The organism is Psychrobacter sp. UBA6739 (assembly GCF_002453835.1).
GTDB classification, from domain to species: domain Bacteria; phylum Pseudomonadota; class Gammaproteobacteria; order Pseudomonadales; family Moraxellaceae; genus Psychrobacter; species Psychrobacter immobilis_A.
This window is the reverse complement of record NZ_DKHR01000005.1, coordinates 123,634-145,404: the sequence shown is the minus strand read 5'-3', so window position 1 is coordinate 145,404 and position 21,771 is coordinate 123,634. Positions and strand designations below refer to the sequence as shown.

The 21,771-nt window shown below is 43.9% G+C and carries 14 protein-coding genes; 7 read left to right on the top strand and 7 right to left on the bottom strand.

The window, feature by feature from the left end:
* The first annotated feature begins 286 nt into the window (after nt 1–286).
* Entirely contained in the window at nt 287–6,376 is a 6,090-nt protein-coding gene (locus B2575_RS01935) for a YadA-like family protein (protein WP_198330804.1), read from the top strand.
* Between the two features lie 249 nt (nt 6,377–6,625).
* Here the strand turns inward: B2575_RS01935 and B2575_RS01930 are convergent, their stop codons facing one another.
* Together B2575_RS01930 and maiA are read right to left on the bottom strand one after the other, a co-directional pair.
* Nucleotides 6,626–7,807 carry an acyl-CoA dehydrogenase family protein gene (locus B2575_RS01930; RefSeq protein WP_198330805.1) on the bottom strand — a complete coding sequence of 394 codons (1,182 nt, stop codon included), beginning with the start codon at nt 7,805–7,807 and terminating at the stop codon, nt 6,626–6,628.
* A gap of 541 nt (nt 7,808–8,348) precedes the next feature.
* Nucleotides 8,349–8,996, bottom strand: a complete 648-nt coding sequence (gene maiA, locus B2575_RS01925) for a maleylacetoacetate isomerase (protein ID WP_201560282.1) — start codon at nt 8,994–8,996, stop codon at nt 8,349–8,351.
* A 142-nt stretch (nt 8,997–9,138) separates the two neighbouring features.
* Here maiA and B2575_RS01920 point away from each other — a divergent pair, with 142 nt between their 5' ends.
* Nucleotides 9,139–10,026 carry an IclR family transcriptional regulator gene (locus B2575_RS01920; RefSeq protein WP_227675979.1) on the top strand — a complete coding sequence of 296 codons (888 nt, stop codon included), beginning with the start codon at nt 9,139–9,141 and terminating at the stop codon, nt 10,024–10,026.
* A gap of 95 nt (nt 10,027–10,121) precedes the next feature.
* On the opposite strand, the gene B2575_RS01915 is transcribed toward B2575_RS01920, so the two are convergent.
* From B2575_RS01915 to B2575_RS01895, 5 genes are all read right to left on the bottom strand, one after another.
* Nucleotides 10,122–11,174, bottom strand: a complete 1,053-nt coding sequence (locus tag B2575_RS01915; protein WP_201560208.1) for a TRAP transporter substrate-binding protein — start codon at nt 11,172–11,174, stop codon at nt 10,122–10,124.
* 146 nt (nt 11,175–11,320) lie between these two features.
* Nucleotides 11,321–11,896 carry a VOC family protein gene (locus B2575_RS01910; RefSeq protein ID WP_201560209.1) on the bottom strand — a complete coding sequence of 192 codons (576 nt, stop codon included), beginning with the start codon at nt 11,894–11,896 and terminating at the stop codon, nt 11,321–11,323.
* Between the two features lie 113 nt (nt 11,897–12,009).
* A complete protein-coding gene (gene fahA / locus B2575_RS01905; RefSeq protein WP_414707407.1) occupies nt 12,010–13,311 on the bottom strand; it encodes a fumarylacetoacetase in 1,302 nt (433 codons plus the stop codon).
* A 253-nt stretch (nt 13,312–13,564) separates the two neighbouring features.
* Complete coding sequence (locus B2575_RS01900) at nt 13,565–14,761, bottom strand: aromatic amino acid transaminase (protein ID WP_055124082.1); 1,197 nt, start codon at nt 14,759–14,761, stop codon at nt 13,565–13,567.
* 165 nt (nt 14,762–14,926) lie between these two features.
* Nucleotides 14,927–15,856, bottom strand: coding sequence for a LysR family transcriptional regulator (locus B2575_RS01895; protein WP_201560210.1), 930 nt, complete (start codon nt 15,854–15,856; stop codon nt 14,927–14,929).
* A gap of 145 nt (nt 15,857–16,001) precedes the next feature.
* Here B2575_RS01895 and hppD point away from each other — a divergent pair, with 145 nt between their 5' ends.
* The 5 genes from hppD to B2575_RS01870 all read left to right on the top strand — a co-directional run bounded on the left by hppD (nt 16,002) and on the right by B2575_RS01870 (nt 21,586).
* Nucleotides 16,002–17,102: a 4-hydroxyphenylpyruvate dioxygenase gene (gene hppD / locus B2575_RS01890; protein WP_201560211.1), complete on the top strand. Its 1,101-nt coding sequence runs from the start codon at nt 16,002–16,004 to the stop codon at nt 17,100–17,102.
* A 188-nt stretch (nt 17,103–17,290) separates the two neighbouring features.
* The gene (phhA, locus tag B2575_RS01885; protein ID WP_296239968.1) at nt 17,291–18,244 is read left to right on the top strand and encodes a phenylalanine 4-monooxygenase; all 954 of its coding nucleotides are present in this window, start codon (nt 17,291–17,293) and stop codon (nt 18,242–18,244) included.
* A 126-nt stretch (nt 18,245–18,370) separates the two neighbouring features.
* Nucleotides 18,371–18,712 (top strand): 4a-hydroxytetrahydrobiopterin dehydratase, encoded by a 342-nt coding sequence (locus B2575_RS01880; protein WP_296239967.1) that lies wholly within the window; start codon nt 18,371–18,373, stop codon nt 18,710–18,712.
* 92 nt (nt 18,713–18,804) lie between these two features.
* Entirely contained in the window at nt 18,805–20,193 is a 1,389-nt protein-coding gene (gene nhaC, locus B2575_RS01875; RefSeq protein WP_055124079.1) for a Na+/H+ antiporter NhaC, read from the top strand.
* A 628-nt stretch (nt 20,194–20,821) separates the two neighbouring features.
* A complete protein-coding gene (locus tag B2575_RS01870) occupies nt 20,822–21,586 on the top strand; it encodes an ABC transporter ATP-binding protein (RefSeq protein ID WP_296239966.1) in 765 nt (254 codons plus the stop codon).
* Nucleotides 21,587–21,771 lie beyond the last annotated feature (185 nt).

The following is a 21,771-nucleotide window of genomic DNA, read 5'->3' as shown; positions in this document are numbered from 1 at the left end:
CATCTGTATATTCATTTTTTGTTATATAATTGGATGAGCGGTAATAAATGCCCGATGAGCGGCATTGTCTCTCTCTATATATTCGGTAATACTAATATATAGAGAGAGCGATTAGGGCTTTTCAAGATAAAAAGTGTTAGTTGTTGGTTAACAAGATAAATGATGAACAAAAAACATTTAATCGTTATCCGCCGATAACGTGTTTTATTTTGTGATATCGACTCTCTGCAAGATGGATATTATCTTTGATTTTTAAATCTGACCAGTCTGTAAGGGAGTGCACACTATGAACCGCATCTATAAAGTAATATGGAATGAAGCCTTGAGCTGTTTTACCGCAGTTGGTGAATATGCAAAGGGGCGCGGCAAATCTTCCAAATCTAGCGTGAGCGCAAACGCGACCATCAATACGACTTCTAATCTTTCTTCTACCCAATTTTTCCGACTATCCACGATCGCCATAGGGATGCTGGCGGCTGGATTTACAATGTCACCGCAAGCTTTTGCGCAAGTGAATGTCGGCGGTGGTACGGGATCTGGTACGGCAATTTCTTCTTGTAATACAAACAGTACTGAAGCGAATGCTGAAGGCAGCTATTCGGTTGCCATTGGCTGTGAAGCGGACGCTGGGCAAAACTTCAATCTGGTCGATAGAGGCAATCCGTCATTTACTTGGACGGGTGGTTCACAAAACAACTCTGGTAGTACCGCCATTGGCACTGGGACAGAAGCCGGTGACGTCGCTACTGCTCTAGGCACTCAAGCAAAAGCCATTGGTCGGTCATCTGTGGCAATTGGGGCGGCAGCGTATTCTAATGGGAATACCTCGTTAGCGCTTGGACGTCAATCGGCAGCGACTGCTGACTTTGCTCAGGCTATTGGTAACGTCTCCTCAGCAACGGGTCAAGGCTCTCTTGCTGTTGGTCATTCAGCACTTGCCTCAGGCAAACGTGGTATTGCGATTGGTTCAACTGATTTTGAAAATGCAGGTACAGTGGCTGATCAAGCAAATGTAGGTTATAGAGCGGATGGACAGACTCAAGCAGTTGGCAGTGATACGATTGCCTTTGGTAGTAATGCAAAAGCGACTGCTGATAACAGCCTTGCTTTTGGTGTCGGCTCTCGATCTAACGCAGTAAATGGCATCGCATTAGGTTCAAACTCTATTGCAAATCGTGCTGGTGGTGCCAGTGGTTTTGTGCCAGTAGGAGCAGATAGCTCAGTCATCCAAGCAACGGATAGCGTTACGCTTGGCGCGGTCTCTGTAGGAACAGGAGCAGCGGGTGGCAACCGTCAGATTGTAAACGTCGCAGCAGGTAGTAGTGACAGTGATGCTGTCAATGTGGCTCAGCTAACGGGGCTGTCGAATACTGTCGCTAATAATAAAACCAAGTATTATAGCGTGGACTCAGCTGCTGTCGGTAATGCTAATAACGACGGAGCGACAGGTTATAACGCCATGGCGCTGGGCGGAAATGCAAAAGCCACTGGTAGCCAAACCATTGCGATTGGCAGCTCAGAATTTGGGCAACAGACGATGGCAAGTGGTGAGCAATCGATTGCTATCGGTGCTAACGTCGTGTCTAGAGGGGCATCCTCGATCGCGATAGGCGGTGATGATCTAGATTTTGCATCGAGAACCAATATCGATGGTAGTCCATTGTCACCACTAAATAGTGGCACAGTTAACGATGTTTTCAAATCCTACGTAGGTAAAGATCTGGTAGAAACCAATCAATATGATGTCAATACCGAAGCTGGAGGTGCTGCCTCGATAGCCATTGGTGCAAAATCGCTGTCTAAAGGTGATCTGTCTACAGCCGTTGGTGTTCATTCCAATACCTCGGGAACGGCTTCTTCAGCGTTCGGTGTTGGCGCATCAGCGAGCAAAGATGGTTCAGTCTCTTTAGGTGCAGGCTCAACAACAGCAACAAGTGCAAGCTCTGAAAAGACGATGACAGTTGGTGGCGTGGTATATGATATCGCCGGTAATGTCATTGATGATAAGGGTATGTTACGAGAGGGTGCGCAAGTATCCGTGGGCGTAGTAGGATCTGAGCGTCAGATCAAAAACGTCGCTGGTGGAGCTGTCACTGCGGCTAGTACAGATGCCGTGAATGGTAGTCAATTATATGCGACCAATGAAGCGGTCGGAAATAATACCACGACTATTAACAAAGGCTTTGCATTAAAAGCCGCTGATGGTAATACAGTACAGAAACCATTGGGACAAGCCGTTGAGGTGGTTGGCTCTAACAGCAACATCGACACCCGAGTAAAAAATGGCAAAATCGAAGTTGAGCTCAATGACAACTTAAACCTAGGTACAACAGGCAGCGTTAGCACTGGCAACTTATTAAACGGCACAACGGTCAATGGTCTAGGTATTGTCACTGGAGGAGTACTTACTGGCGTCACTACCGTTAGTGGTACAGGTGTCACGGTAACGGGTGGAAGCATATTTAACCCTACCAATGCCACGTTAACCAGTAATGGTCTGACCATTTTAAATGGTCCAAGCATCACCAAAAGCGGGGTCAATGCGGGTAATAAGAAGGTCGTCAATGTTTCTAATGGTACGGTCAGTCTAAATAGCAAAGACGCCATCAATGGTGGTCAGTTATTTAATACCAACCAACAAGTCACGACCAATACTAACAACATCTCAACCAATACCACCAATATTGGCATCAACACTGACAATATTGCTAAAGGCATCAAGTTTAATGTGAATGATGCAAGTAGCGGTGGCACTCTCAAAAAAACTTTCGCCTTGGGTGAAGAAATTAAGTTTGATACAGACAGCAATTTAACCACCACTGGCTTATCAACGGGTGATGGAATCAAACTTGGTTTAGCCAACAACTTAACAGGTCTGGATAGTGCAAGCTTTAATAGCGGCGTTAGTATCTCATCTACTGGTATCAATGCTGGTGATAAAGTCATCTCAGGAGTGGCTAGCGGTGGCACAACAGAAACCAATGCGGCGAATATTGGTGATTTGAATAGTGCCATTACTGGTGTATCCACCTCAGGCTTTGCATTAAAAGCTGCTGATGGTAACACAGTACAGAAACCATTGGGACAAGCCGTTGAGGTGGTTGGCTCTAACAGCAACATCGACACCCGAGTAAAAAATGGCAAAATCGAAGTTGAGCTCAATGACAACTTAAACCTAGGTACAACAGGCAGCGTTAGCACTGGCAACTTATTAAACGGCACAACGGTCAATGGTCTAGGTATTGTCACTGGCGGCGTGCTTACTGGCGTCACTACCGTTAGTGGTGCAGGTGTTACAGTAACGGGTGGAAGCATATTTAACCCTACCAATGCCACGTTAACCAGCAATGGTCTGACCATTTTAAATGGTCCAAGCATCACCAAAAGCGGGGTCAATGCGGGTAATAAGAGAGTTATTAACGTTGATGATGGGGTTAACGCAAAAGATGCGGTGAATTTTAGTCAGCTAGAAACGACTAATACTAATGTCACGACCAATACTAACAACATCTCAACCAATACCACCAATATTGGTACCAACACTGACAATATTGCTAAAGGCATCAAGTTTAATGTGAATGATGCAAGCAGCGGCGGTACTCTCAAAAAAACCTTTGCCTTGGGTGAAGAAATTAAGTTTGATACAGACAGCAATTTAACCACCACTGGCTTATCAACGGGCGATGGAATTGCTCTCGGTCTGTCTCCAACTTTAACGGGCCTCACTAGTGCAGATTTTGGTGGTGTTAGTATCTCTACTACTGGTATCAATGCCAACGACACCCAGATCAAGGGAGTAAAAAGCGGTGGTAATACGGAAACCAATGCAGCAAACATCGGTGATGTACAGATGGCAGCCGCAGGAGCGAGAACCAAAGTAGTTAAAGGTACGAATGTTGCCAGTGTTGACTTTTCAAACGATAGCGATACTGGACAGGATGTCTATACTGTCAATGCCAATGGCACCAGTGTTTCTACTGCAGATGCTAATGCACTAACAGTTAGCACTAGTGTCAAAGATCCTGATACCAATATCACCGACTATCAAGTTGATCTAAGCGAAGGTAGTAAGGCAAGCTTGGTAAAAGCCGATAGTGCGATGCAAACGGTAGTGACACAAATCAATGGTGCTGATGTCAAGACTTTGGATAAAGACAATAATACAGCCAACTTTATTACTGGTGACAATATTGTCTTGACCGCTGACAATGGTGGTATCAAAGTTGCTACTGCTGCCGATTTAGTCTCAACCAGCTTGACCACAGGAACTACAGTCGTCAACGCTGATGGTGTCACATTCACGGGTGGGACTAATCAAACGGTCAGACTTAGTAATAGTGGGCTGGACAATGGTGGCAATCAAATTACTAATGTCGCTAACGGTACAATAGCCAGCGATGCCGTAAACTTTGGTCAACTACAAGCCACGACCACGACCATCGATAAAGGTTTTGATTTCGATGGTGACACGGGTACTACCGTTAATCGTCAGCTTGGTGACAAGCTGACAATCAAAGGTGGCGCGACCGTGGCAAGTGACTTGTCAAATGGCAACAACATTGGCGTCGTTGCTGACGGTACCAGCACATTGACCGTGAAACTTGCGAAAGATTTAACTGGTCTTAACAGCGCAAACTTTGGTAGCGGTGTCAGCATCTCAGCCAATGGTCTGAACAATGGTGGCAATAAAATTACTAACGTTGCAGAAGCGACCACAGGTAAGGATGCGGTAAACTTCGACCAATTGTCAGCAACCAATAGTCTCGTGGCCAAAGGCATCAAAATCGGTGATGGCAATAGTGCCAACGACCAGCAGTTTGCTTTAGGTGATACCATCAACGTCACTGGTGATAGCAACATTACGACGATGGCCTCAGCAACGGGTGTTCAGGTGAAACTGAATAACCAGTTGAATTTAGGCAATGAGGGTAGCATGCAGATTGGTAATAGCATTATGAATAGTAATGGCTTTACCTTTACTGGTAATGGTCCCGGTAGAACGGTTAGACTGAGCAGTAGTGGTCTTGACAATGGTTTTAACAGAATCACCAATGTAGCTGCTGGTATTGCAGATACAGATGCAGCGACTGTCGGACAGTTGAACGCCACGACGTTTGCCCTTGATCAAGGTTGGGGACTAACGGCTCAGGGTGATGTTGCCACTATGATCAAACAAGGCAGCGCCATCGATTTGAACAGTACAGATGGTAATATTAAAGTATCTAGATCAGCGGACAATAATGTTAGCCCTGACCTACGTGCTGCTGCACCATTGGCAGGCGTCAATGACATTAGCTTCGATTTAAATCCAGACCTGAATTTAGATAGCGTAACGACGGGTAATACCATTATGAATAACAATGGGCTGACTATTACAGGTGGACCTAGTATCACCAAAGCGGGTATCAATGCTGCTGACACTAAGATTACAAACGTTGTGAATGGCGATGTCTCTGAAGGTAGCAAAGATGCCATCAATGGTGGTCAGCTCTATGCACAAGGCAGTGGCATCAGTAGTATCATTGGCGGTGAGACAGTCTACAATCCTGTAGATGGTACCTTTACCAATAGTAATATTGGTGGTACTGGTCAAAATAGTATCGACGGTGCGATTGCTTCTATTAAGCAAGGAGAAGTCGTTATCAATGAAAACATCCAAGCCAACACTACCAATATCCAAACCAATACCACGAATATTGCCACGAATAAAACAAACATCGATACTAATACGACCAATATCAAAGTGAACAAGGATAAAATAGATGCGGGTCTCAATTTTGGTGCTGATAGCGGTGCTACCATCAACAAACCAGTAGGCGATGGCAGTGTCCTCACCTTCACAGGTGGTAATAACATCACCACAACAGCAGCAGGCAGTAGTATTAAGTTTGATCTAAACGGTAATATTAATATCGATAGCGTCAAAACTGGCAATACGACAATCAATAATAATGGTGTCAGCATTGTCGGTGGTCCTAGTATGACCGCAAGCGGTATCAATGCCGCTGGCAACAAGATCACTGATGTGGCTGATGGCATGGCACCCAGAGACGCTGTGAATATGGGTCAATTAGATGCTGTTAGTCAAAGACTTGGCAACAACATGAATGAGCTAGGTTATAAAATTGGTGAAGTCGAAGACGATGCAAATGCTGGTATCTCAGCCGCCATGGCAATGTCTTCACTACCGCAAGCTTACATCGCTGGTAAATCCTTAATCGGTGGCGGTATAGGAACGTACAATGGGGAAAGTGCAGTTGCTATTGGCTTCTCGAAGTTATCCAATGATGGTCGTTGGGTCATGAAGGTAAACGGCACCGCTGATACCCAAGGTAATGCTGGCGGCTCGATTGGTGCAGGCTTCCATTTTGATTAAAGCAATCAAGCCTACTATCAAGTAAAGTGATTTGTTAGTTATAAAAATTAGTCATAAAAAAGCAAGGCATCAGATGTCTTGCTTTTTTGTAACATGAGCATGAAGACGTTTTCAGCGTGATGATTTGGTAGTCACTATTTGGTAGTCACCAAATGACTTTTACCAATGATTTGTTTTTCTTTGGCTCAATAGCCAATCGATAAAAAGCCCTCATTCTATGAGGGCTTATTTATTTTTATAAAAGCAATTCTATACTCTGAACATGGCTGCATTTGGGGTCAATCCGACATAAGCCATGCCAGCTTGCTCCATCCAATGTGGCTGCACGATACCATGTTGTAAAATAGCATGAATGTCTCGATGCGCTCTTTCTATTCTATGTTTTTTATATAGCGAGACCGTACCAGCGACCGCATAAATTTCCGATACCATGGCTCTGGCTTCTCTCGCTGCTTCACAGGCTGCTGCCCACACATCAGCCAGCTGTGTATCGGTAAAGGTGTTCTGTTGCTGTGCTTCGTTCCATAATACCTCGACACTATTGTGTAACTGTGCGCGCTTAGACGCTAATAAGGTTTTGCTTTTAGCGATAGTCGCTTGTACTGCTGCACGATCACGCAAATCTGGGCTTCTACCGGGCGTTACTTTCTTAAGGCAAATTTCGATTAACTCATCTGTCGCCGCTTTTAAGACACCCAGTGCCATCGCTGCACAGCCAACGGCATTAATACAACCGATTGGTAGGCGGCTATACGCATTATCGATGGCGACAGGGCTATCAAAATCGACCGCATAACGCTCCTGCACAAACGCGTCTTTGATGACGATGTCGTGACTGCCTGTACCATTTAGTCCACCAACATGCCAAGTATCAATCACTTCCACATCTTTTTTTGGAATAAAGAACAGCTTTAAATTTGCACCCGGTCCAAGGGTCGTAGGCGAGCCTTCGGATATTACCAAGCAGCGCAGCACAAACCAGTCTGCCAATTCACAACCTGATACTAATGTCCATTGACCTGAGACCGTATATCCTTCAGCGGTTTGTTTAGCAATCCCTTCAGGGCGTGCAGAGTTGGCATAGACATGAGAGGGGTCACTGTATATCTCTTTCATACTAGGCTCGTCTAAAAATCGTCCAAATGTGCAGGCCAAATGGTTGTTCCAAACGATCCAAGCAACTGAGGCTTCAGCACTGGCTAGCGTCTCATAAACCTTTAACGTTTCCACAGGATTGCCTTGCCATCCTCCCAACGATTTTGGCAGTCCCATCCTAAATAACGACAACTCTGACAGTTTTTTGACCACTGTCGGTGCAATTTTTCTACAGGTTTCTGTTTCTTCTCTAGCCGATAGGGCTAAATCATAAATATCTTGAGCGGCATGGGATGGTAGAGCGTCTTTGTTATTTGATAGATGTGTATAACTCATAATATCCAACCTTATTTTAATGTATAAAACAGTATGTTTATCTAAAATTAATTCTAAATTTGAGATATAACAACGCCTATACCAAGAATAGCCAACAGTTGACTGCTATACAACCAATAATTTGCATATATGAAATATTATATTGAGATGAAAAGTAGAAGTGATGATTCGATGAAATATTAAATACTATGTTTGGCTTAAGAGTATCAATGCTTTGCCTGTTTTCAGGCAGTCATTCGCTTTGATTGCTTTGTCTGAGCCCTGAGCCCAGAAATTATAAGGGCGTTTTGTTATTTAATTCTCTAATCATTTAATTTTCTAGGGCATGTCCTCATTTTAAAAATGGTGATAAAAATGAGATAAATTGCCGTCAAACAAGGAAAATAGCGCAGATAATATCAGGATATTAACCAGCTATTTGACGATGTTTGGCAAGATTTAGCCATTTTTAGCCCATTTAGAGGATACTCGATTGAATTGAGGACACGCCCTAGTCATTTAATAGCAAAACACCCTTACTGAAAGCACCCTGTTTGAGTATTTATTGAGACTTGGGCGCATCAGGCTGCATGCTAGGATCAGCGTCAGCAAAGGCTTTGAGCGTACGGCAATGCGTGTCAATTTCGACGATATTGGGATAAGCACTTAAATCCACGTTAAAACGTCGCGCCGAAGAGACCTGAGGAATCAAATAGCAATCTGCAAAAGTAGAGCTGTCACCGTAGCAAAATTTTCCACGGCTTTTGTCTTTTGCTAGTATTTTTTCTAACGCCGCAAATCCCTCACTCATCCAACGGTTGCACCACGCCATGACTTTTTCTTCGTCTACCGCCAGCTCATTGCGTAGATATTGTAAGATACGGCGGTTATTAATGGGATGAATATCACAACCAATCATAGCGCTAATGGCTCGTACTTGCATCCGTCCAGCCGCGTCTTTAGGCAATAGCGGGTTTTCTGAATGAACTTCTTCTAACCATTCTAAGATGGCAGGGCTTTGATATAGTAATAAATCATCGGTCTGTAAAACAGGCACCAATCCTTGTGGATTGAGTGATTTAAACGCATCTGCTAACTGCTCATCTTTTGCTAAATTGACCGAAATATAGTCATAGTCTAAGCCTTTGAGATTCATCGCGATACGAGTACGATACGAGGTGCTGCTGCGAAAGTAGCCATAAAGTGTCATCATTGTGAATTCCTTTTATTATGGTAGGTTGTGAATGAGATAAGCGGTTATAATTAATGGTACGAAATGTATCTTATACAATTAAAAAACTCTTATGACGTTACCTCTTCATTTCAGTTTTTCATGAATATGTTAGATTAATATGCCAAGTAAATTACTCATTGAGCAAAACATGCCAGCAGCTGAAAGCCCTTTAGAAAATCCCGTGACAACCAATAAAAGTCAAAGTGGCGTCCAGTCACTGGAGATTGGATTGTCGGTGGTAGACGTTCTTATCGATCATAACGAGCCGATGATGCTAAAAGATATTGCGCAAGTGATGCAAATGCATCCAGCAAAGTGTCACCGCTATTTGGTCAGCCTCATACGTAAAAACTATGCGCGTAAGCTTGATGATGGTCGCTACGGGCTAGGCGATAGGGTTAACACATTGGCAGCATTGGGGCACTCTGGATTTAGTCAAAACAATATTTTAGAGCGGCTGACGCACATCGCTAATGAAATCAAAGACACCCTGAATTGCGGTGTGCAGATTGCCAAATGGTTTAGCGAAGGTCCTATTATTATTCAGTCCGTTGAACCAGATAGCCCGATTAGTATTATCACTCGTATCGGTTCACGTATGCCGCTGACGACATCGGCGACGGGGCAATTATTTGCCAGTTATCAGCCAGATGCCGTCATTCAGCCATTGGTCACAGCTGAATGGCAGACAGACAATGAAGCAATAATCACAGAAAAATGGCAGAATTTCAGTCACTTGCAAGCCAAGATTCGTACCCAAGGCTATGCGACAGTGACGGGTGATATGCTCATGGGGATTAATGCCATTACGATTCCTGTCATATTGCCGCCGTTTGTTAATAGCGCTGTTAATCTATCTGCTGTTAGTGGCAAAACTGCTAGCAAAGGACTACCACTAGAGTACGCCATCACTATCATCGGAACGACAGAGCAATTGCCTATGAGTGAGCAACACAACGTGGTTGAGCAAATTCTAGCAATCGCGCAGCGTTATCAAATTGCGTAGCTGGTTTTTTTACTATATAAGTTTTAATCATATAAACTGACCGACTATCGCGTAAAGGAATTTTTGTCCGAATATCGTTTAATGATATTCATCCTTTAGACCATACAGGCGCTACTGGCAGCTTTTGCTTTTTCGTACACGTTGTCAGCGTCTAGACCAGTGGCATTGACTTCATCTAGATAGTGCTGTGAGCCTTCCATTAATGGACCTTTCCAGTCTGGGTCATTGAGTGGGTCAGGGATATCGATCATGATATCGCCTTTTTCTTTGGCTGCGGCCATTGCTTTGGCGTTACTGACGTCAAATACTTTGGAGACACGTGCTGCCATCTCCGCCCCTGAATTGTCATCAATTACTTTCTTGAGATCATCAGGTAAGTTGTTGTATTTCTCTTTATTCATACTGATAACAAAAGTAGAGTTATAAAAAGGAATGTTGGTGTGCGTATTGATTAACTCATCAAGACGAAATGCTTGAATGGGCTGCCAAGTAAAGCTAAGTCCGTCAATGACACCGCGTTGAAGGGAAGTATAAGTATCACTGGCAGGCATGCCAACAGGCGCCGCGCCAGTCGCTTCGATAATGTGACTGGCAACCGCAGAAGGTTGACGAATACGCAAACCTTTCATATCAGCTGGCGTGCGAATAGGCTTATCTACGGTATGCAGCGCACCTTGTCCAGTGCCTATCAGCGCTAGCAGGTGAGTATCTTCGTACTCATTTTTAATGACACTATCATCATACAGTTTATGAAGTATGCAGCTCTGCTGCTGTGCAGTATTGGTGATACCTGGCAGCTCTACAATTTGAGTTAAAGGAAATCGCCCTGCTGTATATCCTTGCGCTTGCATACCAATATCAACGATACCTTTTGCGGTAGCATCATAGGTAGCACCCGGTTTGCTAAGAGTAGCAGAAGGGTAGATCTCAATCTTTAAGCGGCCTTTTGATTCTTCTTCAATTTTCTTTGCCCATGGCTGCAATGCTTCGGTGTTTATGTTGTCATTGGCAGTCATAAAGTGTGAGAATCTTAGAGTAGTCACATCGCCTGTCTCTACATCAGCGTCTACTGCTGGGTCGTTATTAGAGCAACCAGTCATCGCGATCGAAGTCGCTAAGAGTATTCCTAAAGGGGGTTTTATTTTCATCATTGAATCCTTTCATGATGGTTAGATATTGTTCGCTACCTAGGGCGTGTCATCAATTAGTATATTGATGCATTCAATGGTCTTAAAATGATGGCACGCCCTAATTAATCATATAAAAAGAGATAGCAAACACAATAACAGGTCAATCACTCACCGACAGGCGCGACTTCTCTTGCTTCAGCCAGTTCCTCTGCATGTAAAAACTGGGTATGAGCTGGTGCGCGTTTGGTACGTGACCATTCTTCTAACATCTCATACTTCATGGCTTCAGTAATCATCGAGACTTTTTCTTCTGAGGTAATATCATCGTAGGTGAGTTCCATACGATGGCCATTAGGATCAAAGAAATAGATAGAATGGAAGATACCGTGATTGGTCACACCGACCACATCAATACCATTTTCTTCTAAATGCTTTTTTGCTGCCATTAAGGCATCACGGTTTTTTACCTTCATGGCTAAGTGTTGCACCCAATTCGGGGTATTCGGATCAAAACCCATTTCAGGCTGATTGGGTACTTCAAAAAACGCCAATACGTTGCCATTACCTGCGTCTAAAAACACATGCATATAAGGATCAAAGGCTTTGGTCGAAGGCACGTGGTCTTCAGCAAATGCAAGGATGAAGTCCATGTTTAGATATTTTTGATACCATTCAACGGTTTCTTTAGCGTCTTTGCAGCGATAGGCCACATGATGGATTTTTTCAATTTTAAAGCTCATATCAAACTCCTTTTGATAGGGAATGCAGTAAGTAATAGGCTGCCAGTACCGATTGACTATAGGTCGATGGTTGCTTGGCAGCTCAAAAACACTGTGCTCACATTTTTTCTAGACTATTTGTCAAAATCAAAGTTAAGCGCGGGCAGTACTTTGCCGCGTACTTCACCAAACCCGACACGAATGCCGTCTTTTTCGCTATAGCCTTTCATGATTACTGTGTCGCCATCTTCAATAAAACTGCGGGTCTCACCGCCTTTTAAAGTGACAGGTTTGGTCGCATTCCAAGCAATCTCTAGCATTGAGCCATAAGAATCTGGCGTTGGTCCTGAAATCGTACCTGAGCCCATCATATCGCCAACTTCCACTTTACAGCCAGTGATAGTGTGGTGGGTGAGCTGCTGCGCCATTGACCAATACATGTGCTTGAAGTTGGTCTCACAAACCACAGTGGCGCTATCTGAGTTTTCAGGCAATAACTCAACTGATAGATGGATGTCGTAGCTATTATTGCTGTCTTTTTCGTTTAGATATGCCAATGGTTTTGGCTCTTGAATCGGGCATGCCGTTTTAAAAGGTACCAACGCATCCATAGTCACAATCCAAGGCGAGACTTCAGAAGCAAAGGTTTTAGCATTAAATGGACCTAAAGGCACGTATTCCCATTTTTGAATGTCACGGGCTGACCAGTCGTTGAGCAAAACCATGCCAAAAATATGCTCAGAAGCATTGTCCACTGCGATTGGTTGACCAATGCTATTACCTTTACCAACTACAAAAGCAGTCTCAAGCTCAAAATCTAAACGCTTGCAGGCTGAGAAAATAGGGCGGTCATCAGCGTTTGGCTTTAATTGACCAGAGGGGCGTATCACCTCAGTGCCACTGACGATGACGGTGCTGGCGCGTCCGTTATAGCCCACTGGCATTTCAGTCCAGTTAGGGAGCAGGGCGTTGTTTGGATCACGAAACATAGTGCCGACGTTGGTGGCGTGCTCTTTAGACGAATAGAAATCGGTAAAGCCTGGTACGTGAACAGGCAGATGCATGGTGACGTCTGCTTGATTAAATAGCGCTTTTTTCTGCAAATCTTGATTATCACGCAAGGCGTCGCTGGCACTAGATAGGAGGGTTTGGATGGTTGTGCGTGCTTGGGTCCAATTGTCTCGACCTGAGTCAATAAAAGCGTTTAGCGTTGCTTGATCAAAATATGGACCACCCTCTAAGCTCAGTAAACCTTCTGCTTCGAGCACAGCCAAATCCAATACGTACTCACCGATAGCCACACCAGCGCGGCGCTTATTATTATCAGCAGCGTCTTTGGCGTCACTAAAAATACCATAAGGCAGGTTATGAATGGAGAAGTCAGAATCAGCGGCGATATCGATAAAGGATGTGAGGCTGTTGTCAATCTTTGACATAGGTTGCTCCTTGCTAAAGCATATAATGAATTACGTTATAATTAACTACTTACGCATAATGTAATTTATCAAAGTGGAGATTGCAAGGGTTTTTGTGCAGTGTTTTCTTAAAATAGACGTGATACTAGGGACGTTGATGTTCTTTGGTAAAACAAATAGGAAAAACGTAGGACATAAAAAAAGGCTGAGCACTCGCTCAACCTTTTTATGAATCGCTATTACTGACTACCGCACCGTTTTAATGCGTGCTCACTCAGTCTTTCAAGACGTCTGCCATGGCATTGGCCACATAGTCGATGTTGCTGGTGTTCAGTCCAGCCACACACATACGTGAGTTGGAAACCATGTAAATGCCAAACTCGCTTTGTAAGCGTTCGACTTGCTCAGGCGTCAGACCAGTAAAGCTAAACATGCCATTTTGACGGGTAATATAGTCAAAGTTGCGGTTCGGGATTTTGGCTTCTAACACTGATTTTAGCTGTAAACGCATGGCTTTGATACGGTCGCGCATCGCATAAACTTCGCCAACCCATTGCTTATGTAGTGCTTCGTCGTTCATAACGATATCGACCACACGACCACCATGTGATGGCGGGCTTGAGTAAATACGGCGTACGGTAGCATTTAGCTGACCGAAGACGCGCTCTGTCTCGTCAACCGTTGGACAAACAACTGATAGACCACCGACACGCTCACCATATAGCGATAAGTTTTTAGAGAATGAGTTGCTGACAAACAATGGCAAGCCCATATCGACAGCTTTACGAATCGCATAAGCATCGCTGTCCATGTCTTCGCCAAAGCCTTGGTAGGCAATGTCCATAAATGGAATCAATTCGCGCGCTTGAATGACGTTCAGCACGGTATCCCATTGCTCACGGGTCAAATCTAGACCTGTTGGATTGTGGCAACAAGGATGCAGCAAGATCACATCATTTTTGTTCAACGTCTCAAAAAACGCAATCATTTCATCGAATTTGATGCTGCTGTTGGCTTTATCGTAGTACGGGTATTTACCCACTTCGACATCAGAGCCTTCAAAAATGGCAATGTGGTTGCCCCATGTCGGGTCACTCACATAGCATTTAGATTGTGGGAACCATTCATGGATGAACTCAGCGCCGACTTTTAACGCGCCAGAACCGCCGATTGTAGCGATAGTAGCGACCAAACCGTCTTTTAAAATCTGCGCGTCTTTACCGAACAGTAGTTCCTGACAGCCTTTACGATGTCCTGGTAAGCCTGCCATCGGCAGATAAGGACGCGGCGCAATAGGATCGGCAATGCGTTCTTCGGCTGTTTTTACACAGTCAAGTACAGGCAATACACCATTTTCATCATAATAAATACCAATGCCTAAATTGACCTTTTTAGGATTGTTATCTGCTGTATATTTTTCCATCAGCCCTAAAATTGGATCACCAGCGTAATAGTCGATACGTTCAAACATGTTGTTTCCTTATGAAATATAAATCAAGCCGCCAAAAATCATAGAGCAAATTGACGGTTAACTCAATATGAGATTCAATTATCTTGCATAATTAATAAAATAGTTGGTTGCAACCATTGTGTTTCAAGGCTTTTTAAGCACCGATCATGTCTGTATCAGCGATACTTAAGTATGCTGTAAGTCATTAAAATGACTGGAAAAATAGCTCTGCAAGAAGTCTTTGAAAGCAATGGTAGCAGGCGATAACGCACGAGAAGAACGCTGATAGATAAAAAACTGCCGCATTTTAACGGGTTGTGCCAGCGGCCTCATTTGTAAGCCATTGGCGCTAACCCAGTCGATGACTTCGGGCATATAGGGCAAACATAAGGTAATACCGAAGCCTTGACGGGTCATTTCAAGCGCGGTAGACATAAAATTCACTTTATACCGTGCCTGTTGGATATGACTGGCGATACGGTCATCCAACTCGGCTGTCACTTGTTCAATGAAAGGGCCTTGCAGCGTGATGAGCGGAATGTCTAATAAATCCTGCCACATTATTTCATGTTTTTGTGCCAGCGCATGGTTGTCAGGCATCACCACACAAAATGGCAGCTGATATAACAAATCAGCATTGATATCGTCCTCAGCCTCCATAAATCCAAGCTCAGTACCGACACCCAAATCTACTTCAATGTCCTGAATATGTCTGAGTAAGTTTTCTGCCGAACAATCTAATAGCGACACGCTAATCTCGGGGTGTTGTTTGGAAAACTGGGCGATGACTGCTGGCATCGAAGAGGCTGCAAACTGCGAAACAGCGAGTCGTACTTGACCTTGCGCCAAGCTTGTTAAACTGCTCGCCTCATTTTCAAACAGCTGCATCTCATTCAAGATACGCCGTGCTTGTGGCAATAAATGCCGTCCTACTACCGACAAAGACAGCTGGCGGGTAGTACGGTCGAACAGCACAATACCGAGGCTGGACTCTAGCTCTTTAATCAAGCCGCTAACGGCAGATTGGGTCAAATGCATCTGATCGCTGGCACGGGTAAAACTGCCATTGTCAGCGACTTGGATAAAAGCGGTTAATTGGCGAATGCTGATATTCATAAGTAAACCTGATAAATAAATCATAAAAAACAATTAGTCTTATAAATAAACCTAATCTAATATAAATACATCGTCAATAAGAATTATTGATTGAAGACATTTTTTATCGCATTTTTACCACCAATTGAAATTAAGGATGATTACAATGGCAGATTTATTTGACAACCCAATGAGCCTGAATGGGTTTGATTTTGTTGAATTCGCCTCGCCTCAACCGGATGCGGTCGACGCATTGTTCAAACAGCTTGGCTTTGCCCATGTCGCCAATCATCGCTCAAAAGATGTGGCGCTATACCGTCAAGGTGATATCAATCTTATTCTAAATCGTGAACCAAAAAGCGAAGCCAGCTATTTCGTTGAAGAGCATGGTGCTGGCGCTTGTAGCATGGGTTTTCGTGTGCAGAATTCCAAAAAAGCTTATGAGCGTGCCATCGAAATGGGCGCGCAGCCAGTAGACGTACCCACTGGTGTGATGGAGCTGCGCCTGCCTGCTATCAAGGGTATCGGTGGCTCACTGATTTATCTCATCGATCGTTATAAAGATGGTGAGTCTATTTATGACGTCGATTTCGAGTTTTTTGCTGATGTAGACCGTCGTCCTGTCGGGCATGGTTTTAAAGTCATCGACCATTTAACCCATAACGTTTACCGTGGTCGCATGGCTTATTGGGCAAACTTTTATGAGCGCATCTTTAACTTCCGCGAAATCCGCTTTTTTGACATCAAAGGTGAATATACGGGTTTGACCAGTAAAGCCATGACAGCGCCTGATGGCAAAATCCGTATTCCATTGAACGAAGAGTCAAAGCAGGGCGGCGGTCAAATTGAAGAATACTTGATGCATTTCAACGGTGAAGGTATTCAGCATATTGCTTTGGCCAGCGATGATTTGTTTGCCAGCATCGATAAATTAAAAGCAGCGGGTATCCCGCTCATGACTGCTCCAACCGCAACTTACTATGAAATGCTGAGTGAGCGTCTACCAAATCATGGCGAAAATGTCTCTGAGCTACAGATGCGCGGTATCTTGTTAGATGGCACCACTGAAGGCGGCGCACCGCGTCTGCTACTACAAATTTTCTCTGAAACTATCTTAGGTAGCCCTGTATTCTTCGAGTTTATCCAGCGTAAAGGTGATTACGAAGATGGCTTTGGCGAAGGTAATTTCAAAGCCCTATTTGAATCCATCGAGCGCGATCAAGTCCGTCGTGGCACGGTTGGTCAGCCAGAAACTGAAACACCGTAAGCGCCTCTACATTTAGGGAAAAATCCATAAAATAAACGGGCAGGGCAAAAGAAGTTTGTCTTGTCCCTAATAACCACTGCGCTCTGTAATACCATGTGTTCAATGCGATGACTGAGCTATGGTTCAGTCATGATTGAAAACGAATAGCAAAAATTCAGAGCGCTAATGGCAATAAAAGGAATACAGGCATGGAACGCCTACCACATACGAATTCTGTTAATAAAGCTATCGGTGCCAACAGCGTTGCTTGCAAAACGCTAGGCACTGATGCCAGTCACGATGATTCTGCTTATAAAAAGCAGGATTCTATGCCTAAAAAACAACCTTACGTGTCGCATCAGCCAGATAGCCATGGTCATATTCACTATAGTGATGATGAAAATGGTATGTGGCAGGCATTGCTTGAGCGTCAAGCCGAACAAATACCCAACCGTGCCTGCCCAGCCTATCTAGACGGTTTAAAAAAACTGAATTTGCCCGCTACGCGTATTCCGCAGCTGCAAGATATTGATGCAGTATTGCAAGCTACGACTGGCTGGCAAACTGCCGCTGTCCCTGCATTAATCAGTTTTGGTAAGTTTTTTAAATTGCTTGCCAATAAATCCTTTCCGGTGGCAACTTTTATCCGTCGATTTGATGATATGGACTATATCGAAGAGCCTGATATTTTTCATGAAATCATTGGACATTGTCCGCTTTTGACCCATCCTGCCTTTGCGATGTTCAATGAAACTTATGGCAAGCTGGGTCTTAATGCCACTAAAGAAGAACGGTGGTTTTTGGCACGGCTCTATTGGTTTACCATCGAGTTTGGTTTGGTGGGACAAAATAAAGGCAGTCGCCGAATCTATGGCGGAGGCATCTTAAGCTCACCGTCTGAGACGGTTTATGCACTCAATGCTGGTTCTGAGCAGCAAGCAGAACCTCAGCATCAACCGCAAAATCAACCAGAGCACCGAGCGTTTGACTTGCTTGATGTGTTGCGTACCCCTTATCGTATCGATCATATCCAGCCGATTTATTATGTCATTGATGATTTGGATACATTATTTGATATCGTCAATAGCGATATCATGGGAATGGTCAAACAAGCCATGTCGCTAGGATTGTTCGAGCCTAGTTATGCAGTAAAAAACGCCTAATGCATGGTTAAGACAAACGGCATCATTTGAATGATGTAGTCGTAAATGACAGCGTCAACATGGACGTAACTGTATTAAACATAACAGTATTAAAAAAACGAATAGTTAACATAAAAGGACATTATAATGACGACATTATCACAAGCCAGCTGTGAGGTGTGCCGCATTGGCGCGCCAACGGTCAGCGACATCGAAGCACAAGAGCTATTACAGCAAATTCCAGATTGGTCATTGATCGAGGTTGATGGCATCAAGCAATTACAACGTCAATATAAATTCAAAAACTTCGTCAAGGCGATGGAGTTTGCCAACCAATTAGCTGACATCGCCGAAGCAGAAGGGCATCATCCTGGCATATTGGTAGAGTGGGGTAAAGCCACCGTAACGTGGTGGTCACACAGTATTAAAGGTCTGCATCGCAATGATTTTGTCATGGCAGCTAAGACCGATAGTCTGCTGGATCAATAATTAGGGTAGCAATCGCTATTGCAACTCATTAAACTTGTCCGACTCAAAGCCAACCCTAACGCCAGATTTGACTGGCAAGCTAAGGATGTGTGATGCCTCCAAAAATATTAACCCAAATTTCACCTCAACTGGCATTTATGATTTCTGCCATTGTTATCGCTATTATGGGCGTTACCATGATAGGTTTTGGCTGGGTACCGCATTTATCATTGATACTCGCTATTTGTGTCTTGCTGGGCATTGGTCTGTTTAAAGGCTTGACCTTTGACGATATGCAAGCGCAAATGGCATCAGGTGTCATGCGCGGTATCGGTGCGATCTATCTATTCTTCTTTATTGGTTTGATGGTTGCCGCTTTAATGATGTCTGGTGCTATTCCAACGCTGATGTATTTTGGTTTTCAGTTGATATCGCCAGAGTATTATTACATTTCAGCCTTTGTATTGACCTCCATTATTGGTATTGCCTTGGGCAGTAGTTTGACCACCGCGGCGACATTGGGCGTGGCTTTTATTGGTATGAGTAATGCCTTTGATGCCAATGTCGCGATTGCGGCTGGTGCTGTGGTTTCAGGGGCGTTTTTCGGTGATAAAATGTCGCCGTTATCAGACACCTGTACCATTGCTTCATCGGTGGTGGGTATTGATTTGTTTGAGCATATTCGCAATATGATGTATACCACGGTACCAGCGTGGATACTCACGGTCATTATTTTTTGGTTTTTTTCTGGGCAGACCGCAGGCTCTGACTTGAGTCAAGTAACCGTATTGCAAGGTCAGTTGATTGAAAGTGGCTTGGTACATGGTTATGCGGTATTGCCATTCGTGGTACTGGTTGGGTTGGCGGTTTTTCGTGTCAATGCCATTTATACGATTATCTGTACCATTGTGGCAGCATTGATTATTACTTATTTGCACAGCTCGCCGAGCTTTGGACAATTAGGCGGCTATTTATTTGCAGGCTATGCACCAGCTGAATCGTTAGAGCTGGGTGAAGTCGGTGGTATGCTATCGCGCGGCGGTGTGCAGAGTATGTTCTTCACTCAAGCGATTGTGATATTGGCACTCAGTCTTGGTGGCTTGCTCACAGCATTGGGTATCTTGCCAGCACTGTTATCAGGGATTAAAGATACATTAACCACATCAGGACGCGCCATATTTGCCGCTGCCATGTCTGCTCTGAGTATTAACGTGCTTATTGGTGAGCAGTATTTGAGTATTTTATTATCTGGTACTGCCTTTCGTCCGACGTTTGAGCGCTTGAATTTACATCCTAAGAATCTGTCTCGTACCATTGAAGATGCAGGTACGGTCATCAATCCTCTAGTGCCTTGGAGTGTGTGCGGCGTGTTTATCAGCCAAGCATTAGGCGTGCCCGTGCTTGATTATCTGCCTTATGCGTTCTTCTGTTATTTATCGCTGTTACTAACGATATTGTTTGGCTTTACGGGAATTACCATCAGCCGACTCAAAAGTCAGTGACCTGAAAAACTTTTGTCTCTAAACTCTGCATTAAAACGCTAGGGCTTGTTGTGTCTTCTAAGACAACACAACAAGCCCTAGTTTTTATTTATACCCTTGCAATCATTTGAGACAAGCTGATAGGTGTTGAGTACGATATACCAGATTTGCAGCTCGCTAAGTTGAGTAGTAGGTGCTGTACAGGGGATTAAAAACGTTTGTTCAAGAGAGTGAGCAGACGTTTTTTTTGTGTCTTTTAATAATACTTGTACAGACATCGCTTCGGCATAGATAGCCGTTACTGACGTTGGTATTCGACAGCTCTTCGGTGGTTAAAGAAATAAAAACGAATAAAAACCCAATCAGCTTATCTTAACTCATCGAAGTGTTCTTCATTGATATGAATAATGGTTTGTGCGAGTTCAAAAATGATAAAGGGGATAAAGAATTATGCTTGTATTTAAGGGTTACTTGTCACAGATAAAAGAAAATGGGTCGTATAGATACTTACAAGCAACAGCGAATTGGAGCAAAAAGAATAATGTTTTAAGTTAATGATAATTGTTTTTATTATCGTTTACGAGTAAAATCGGTTTTTATTGGCTGTCCAATATAAACACAACGATTTAAATTAATGATGAGTACCGATATGTTACGTGCAAACCAATTGACCATCAGTCGCCAAGGAAATACCTTACTAGACAATGTAAGCTGTGAGATTGATAGCAACCAATTGGTCGCTTTGGTTGGACATAATGGTTCAGGAAAATCGACTTTAATCAAAGCGTTGGCAGGCGAAATGATGAGTAATGGCGGTAGTATCAGCTTGGATGAGCGCCGTATCAGTGATTACAGTAGCAAAGCGCTGGCGCGACAAATGGCATATTTGCCACAGCAACTACCAGAAGCCGCTGGTTTTTCAGTACGTGAGCTGGTTATGCTAGGACGTTATCCGCATCAAAAATGGCTGCAAAAGCCCAACCAAATGGATAAAGATAAAGTAATAGAAGCCATGCGCATCACCCAAACAGAGGCGTTCGCTGACCGCATTACGGCCACGCTTTCAGGTGGCGAGCGCGCTCGCGTTTGGCTTGCTATGTGTCTGGCACAAGACACCAGATATTTATTACTTGATGAGCCATTAGCCGCGCTTGATATGCACTATCAGCTTGAAGTTATCCAGCTTATCCGTCGTTTGGTAGATGAGCGGGGCTTGAGTGTGGTGATTATTTTGCATGATATTAATTTGGCCGCGCAGTATGCGGATCGAGTTATCGCCTTAAAAAACGGTCGTATTTGCCATAACGGTGATATCGGCAGCACCATGCAACCGACAGTATTGCACAAGATTTTTAACGTCGATATGCAACTGCTTAGTCATCCTATAACGGGGCAGCCAGTCGCCGTTGCCTAGTAGGGCATATCATCAATCTGAACGAAAATGAATAAGTAGGCTAAAAATGGTTAAATTTTTATAACCGTTTTTAAAATGAGGGCATGCCCTAGTATTTGCCTCATCTTTTTCATTTCTTATTTTCTCTTATTCGCGCAAAAGATAGGCCGCTATGTTTCCTGCTCTTTATAAATCTCTGTTCTCTT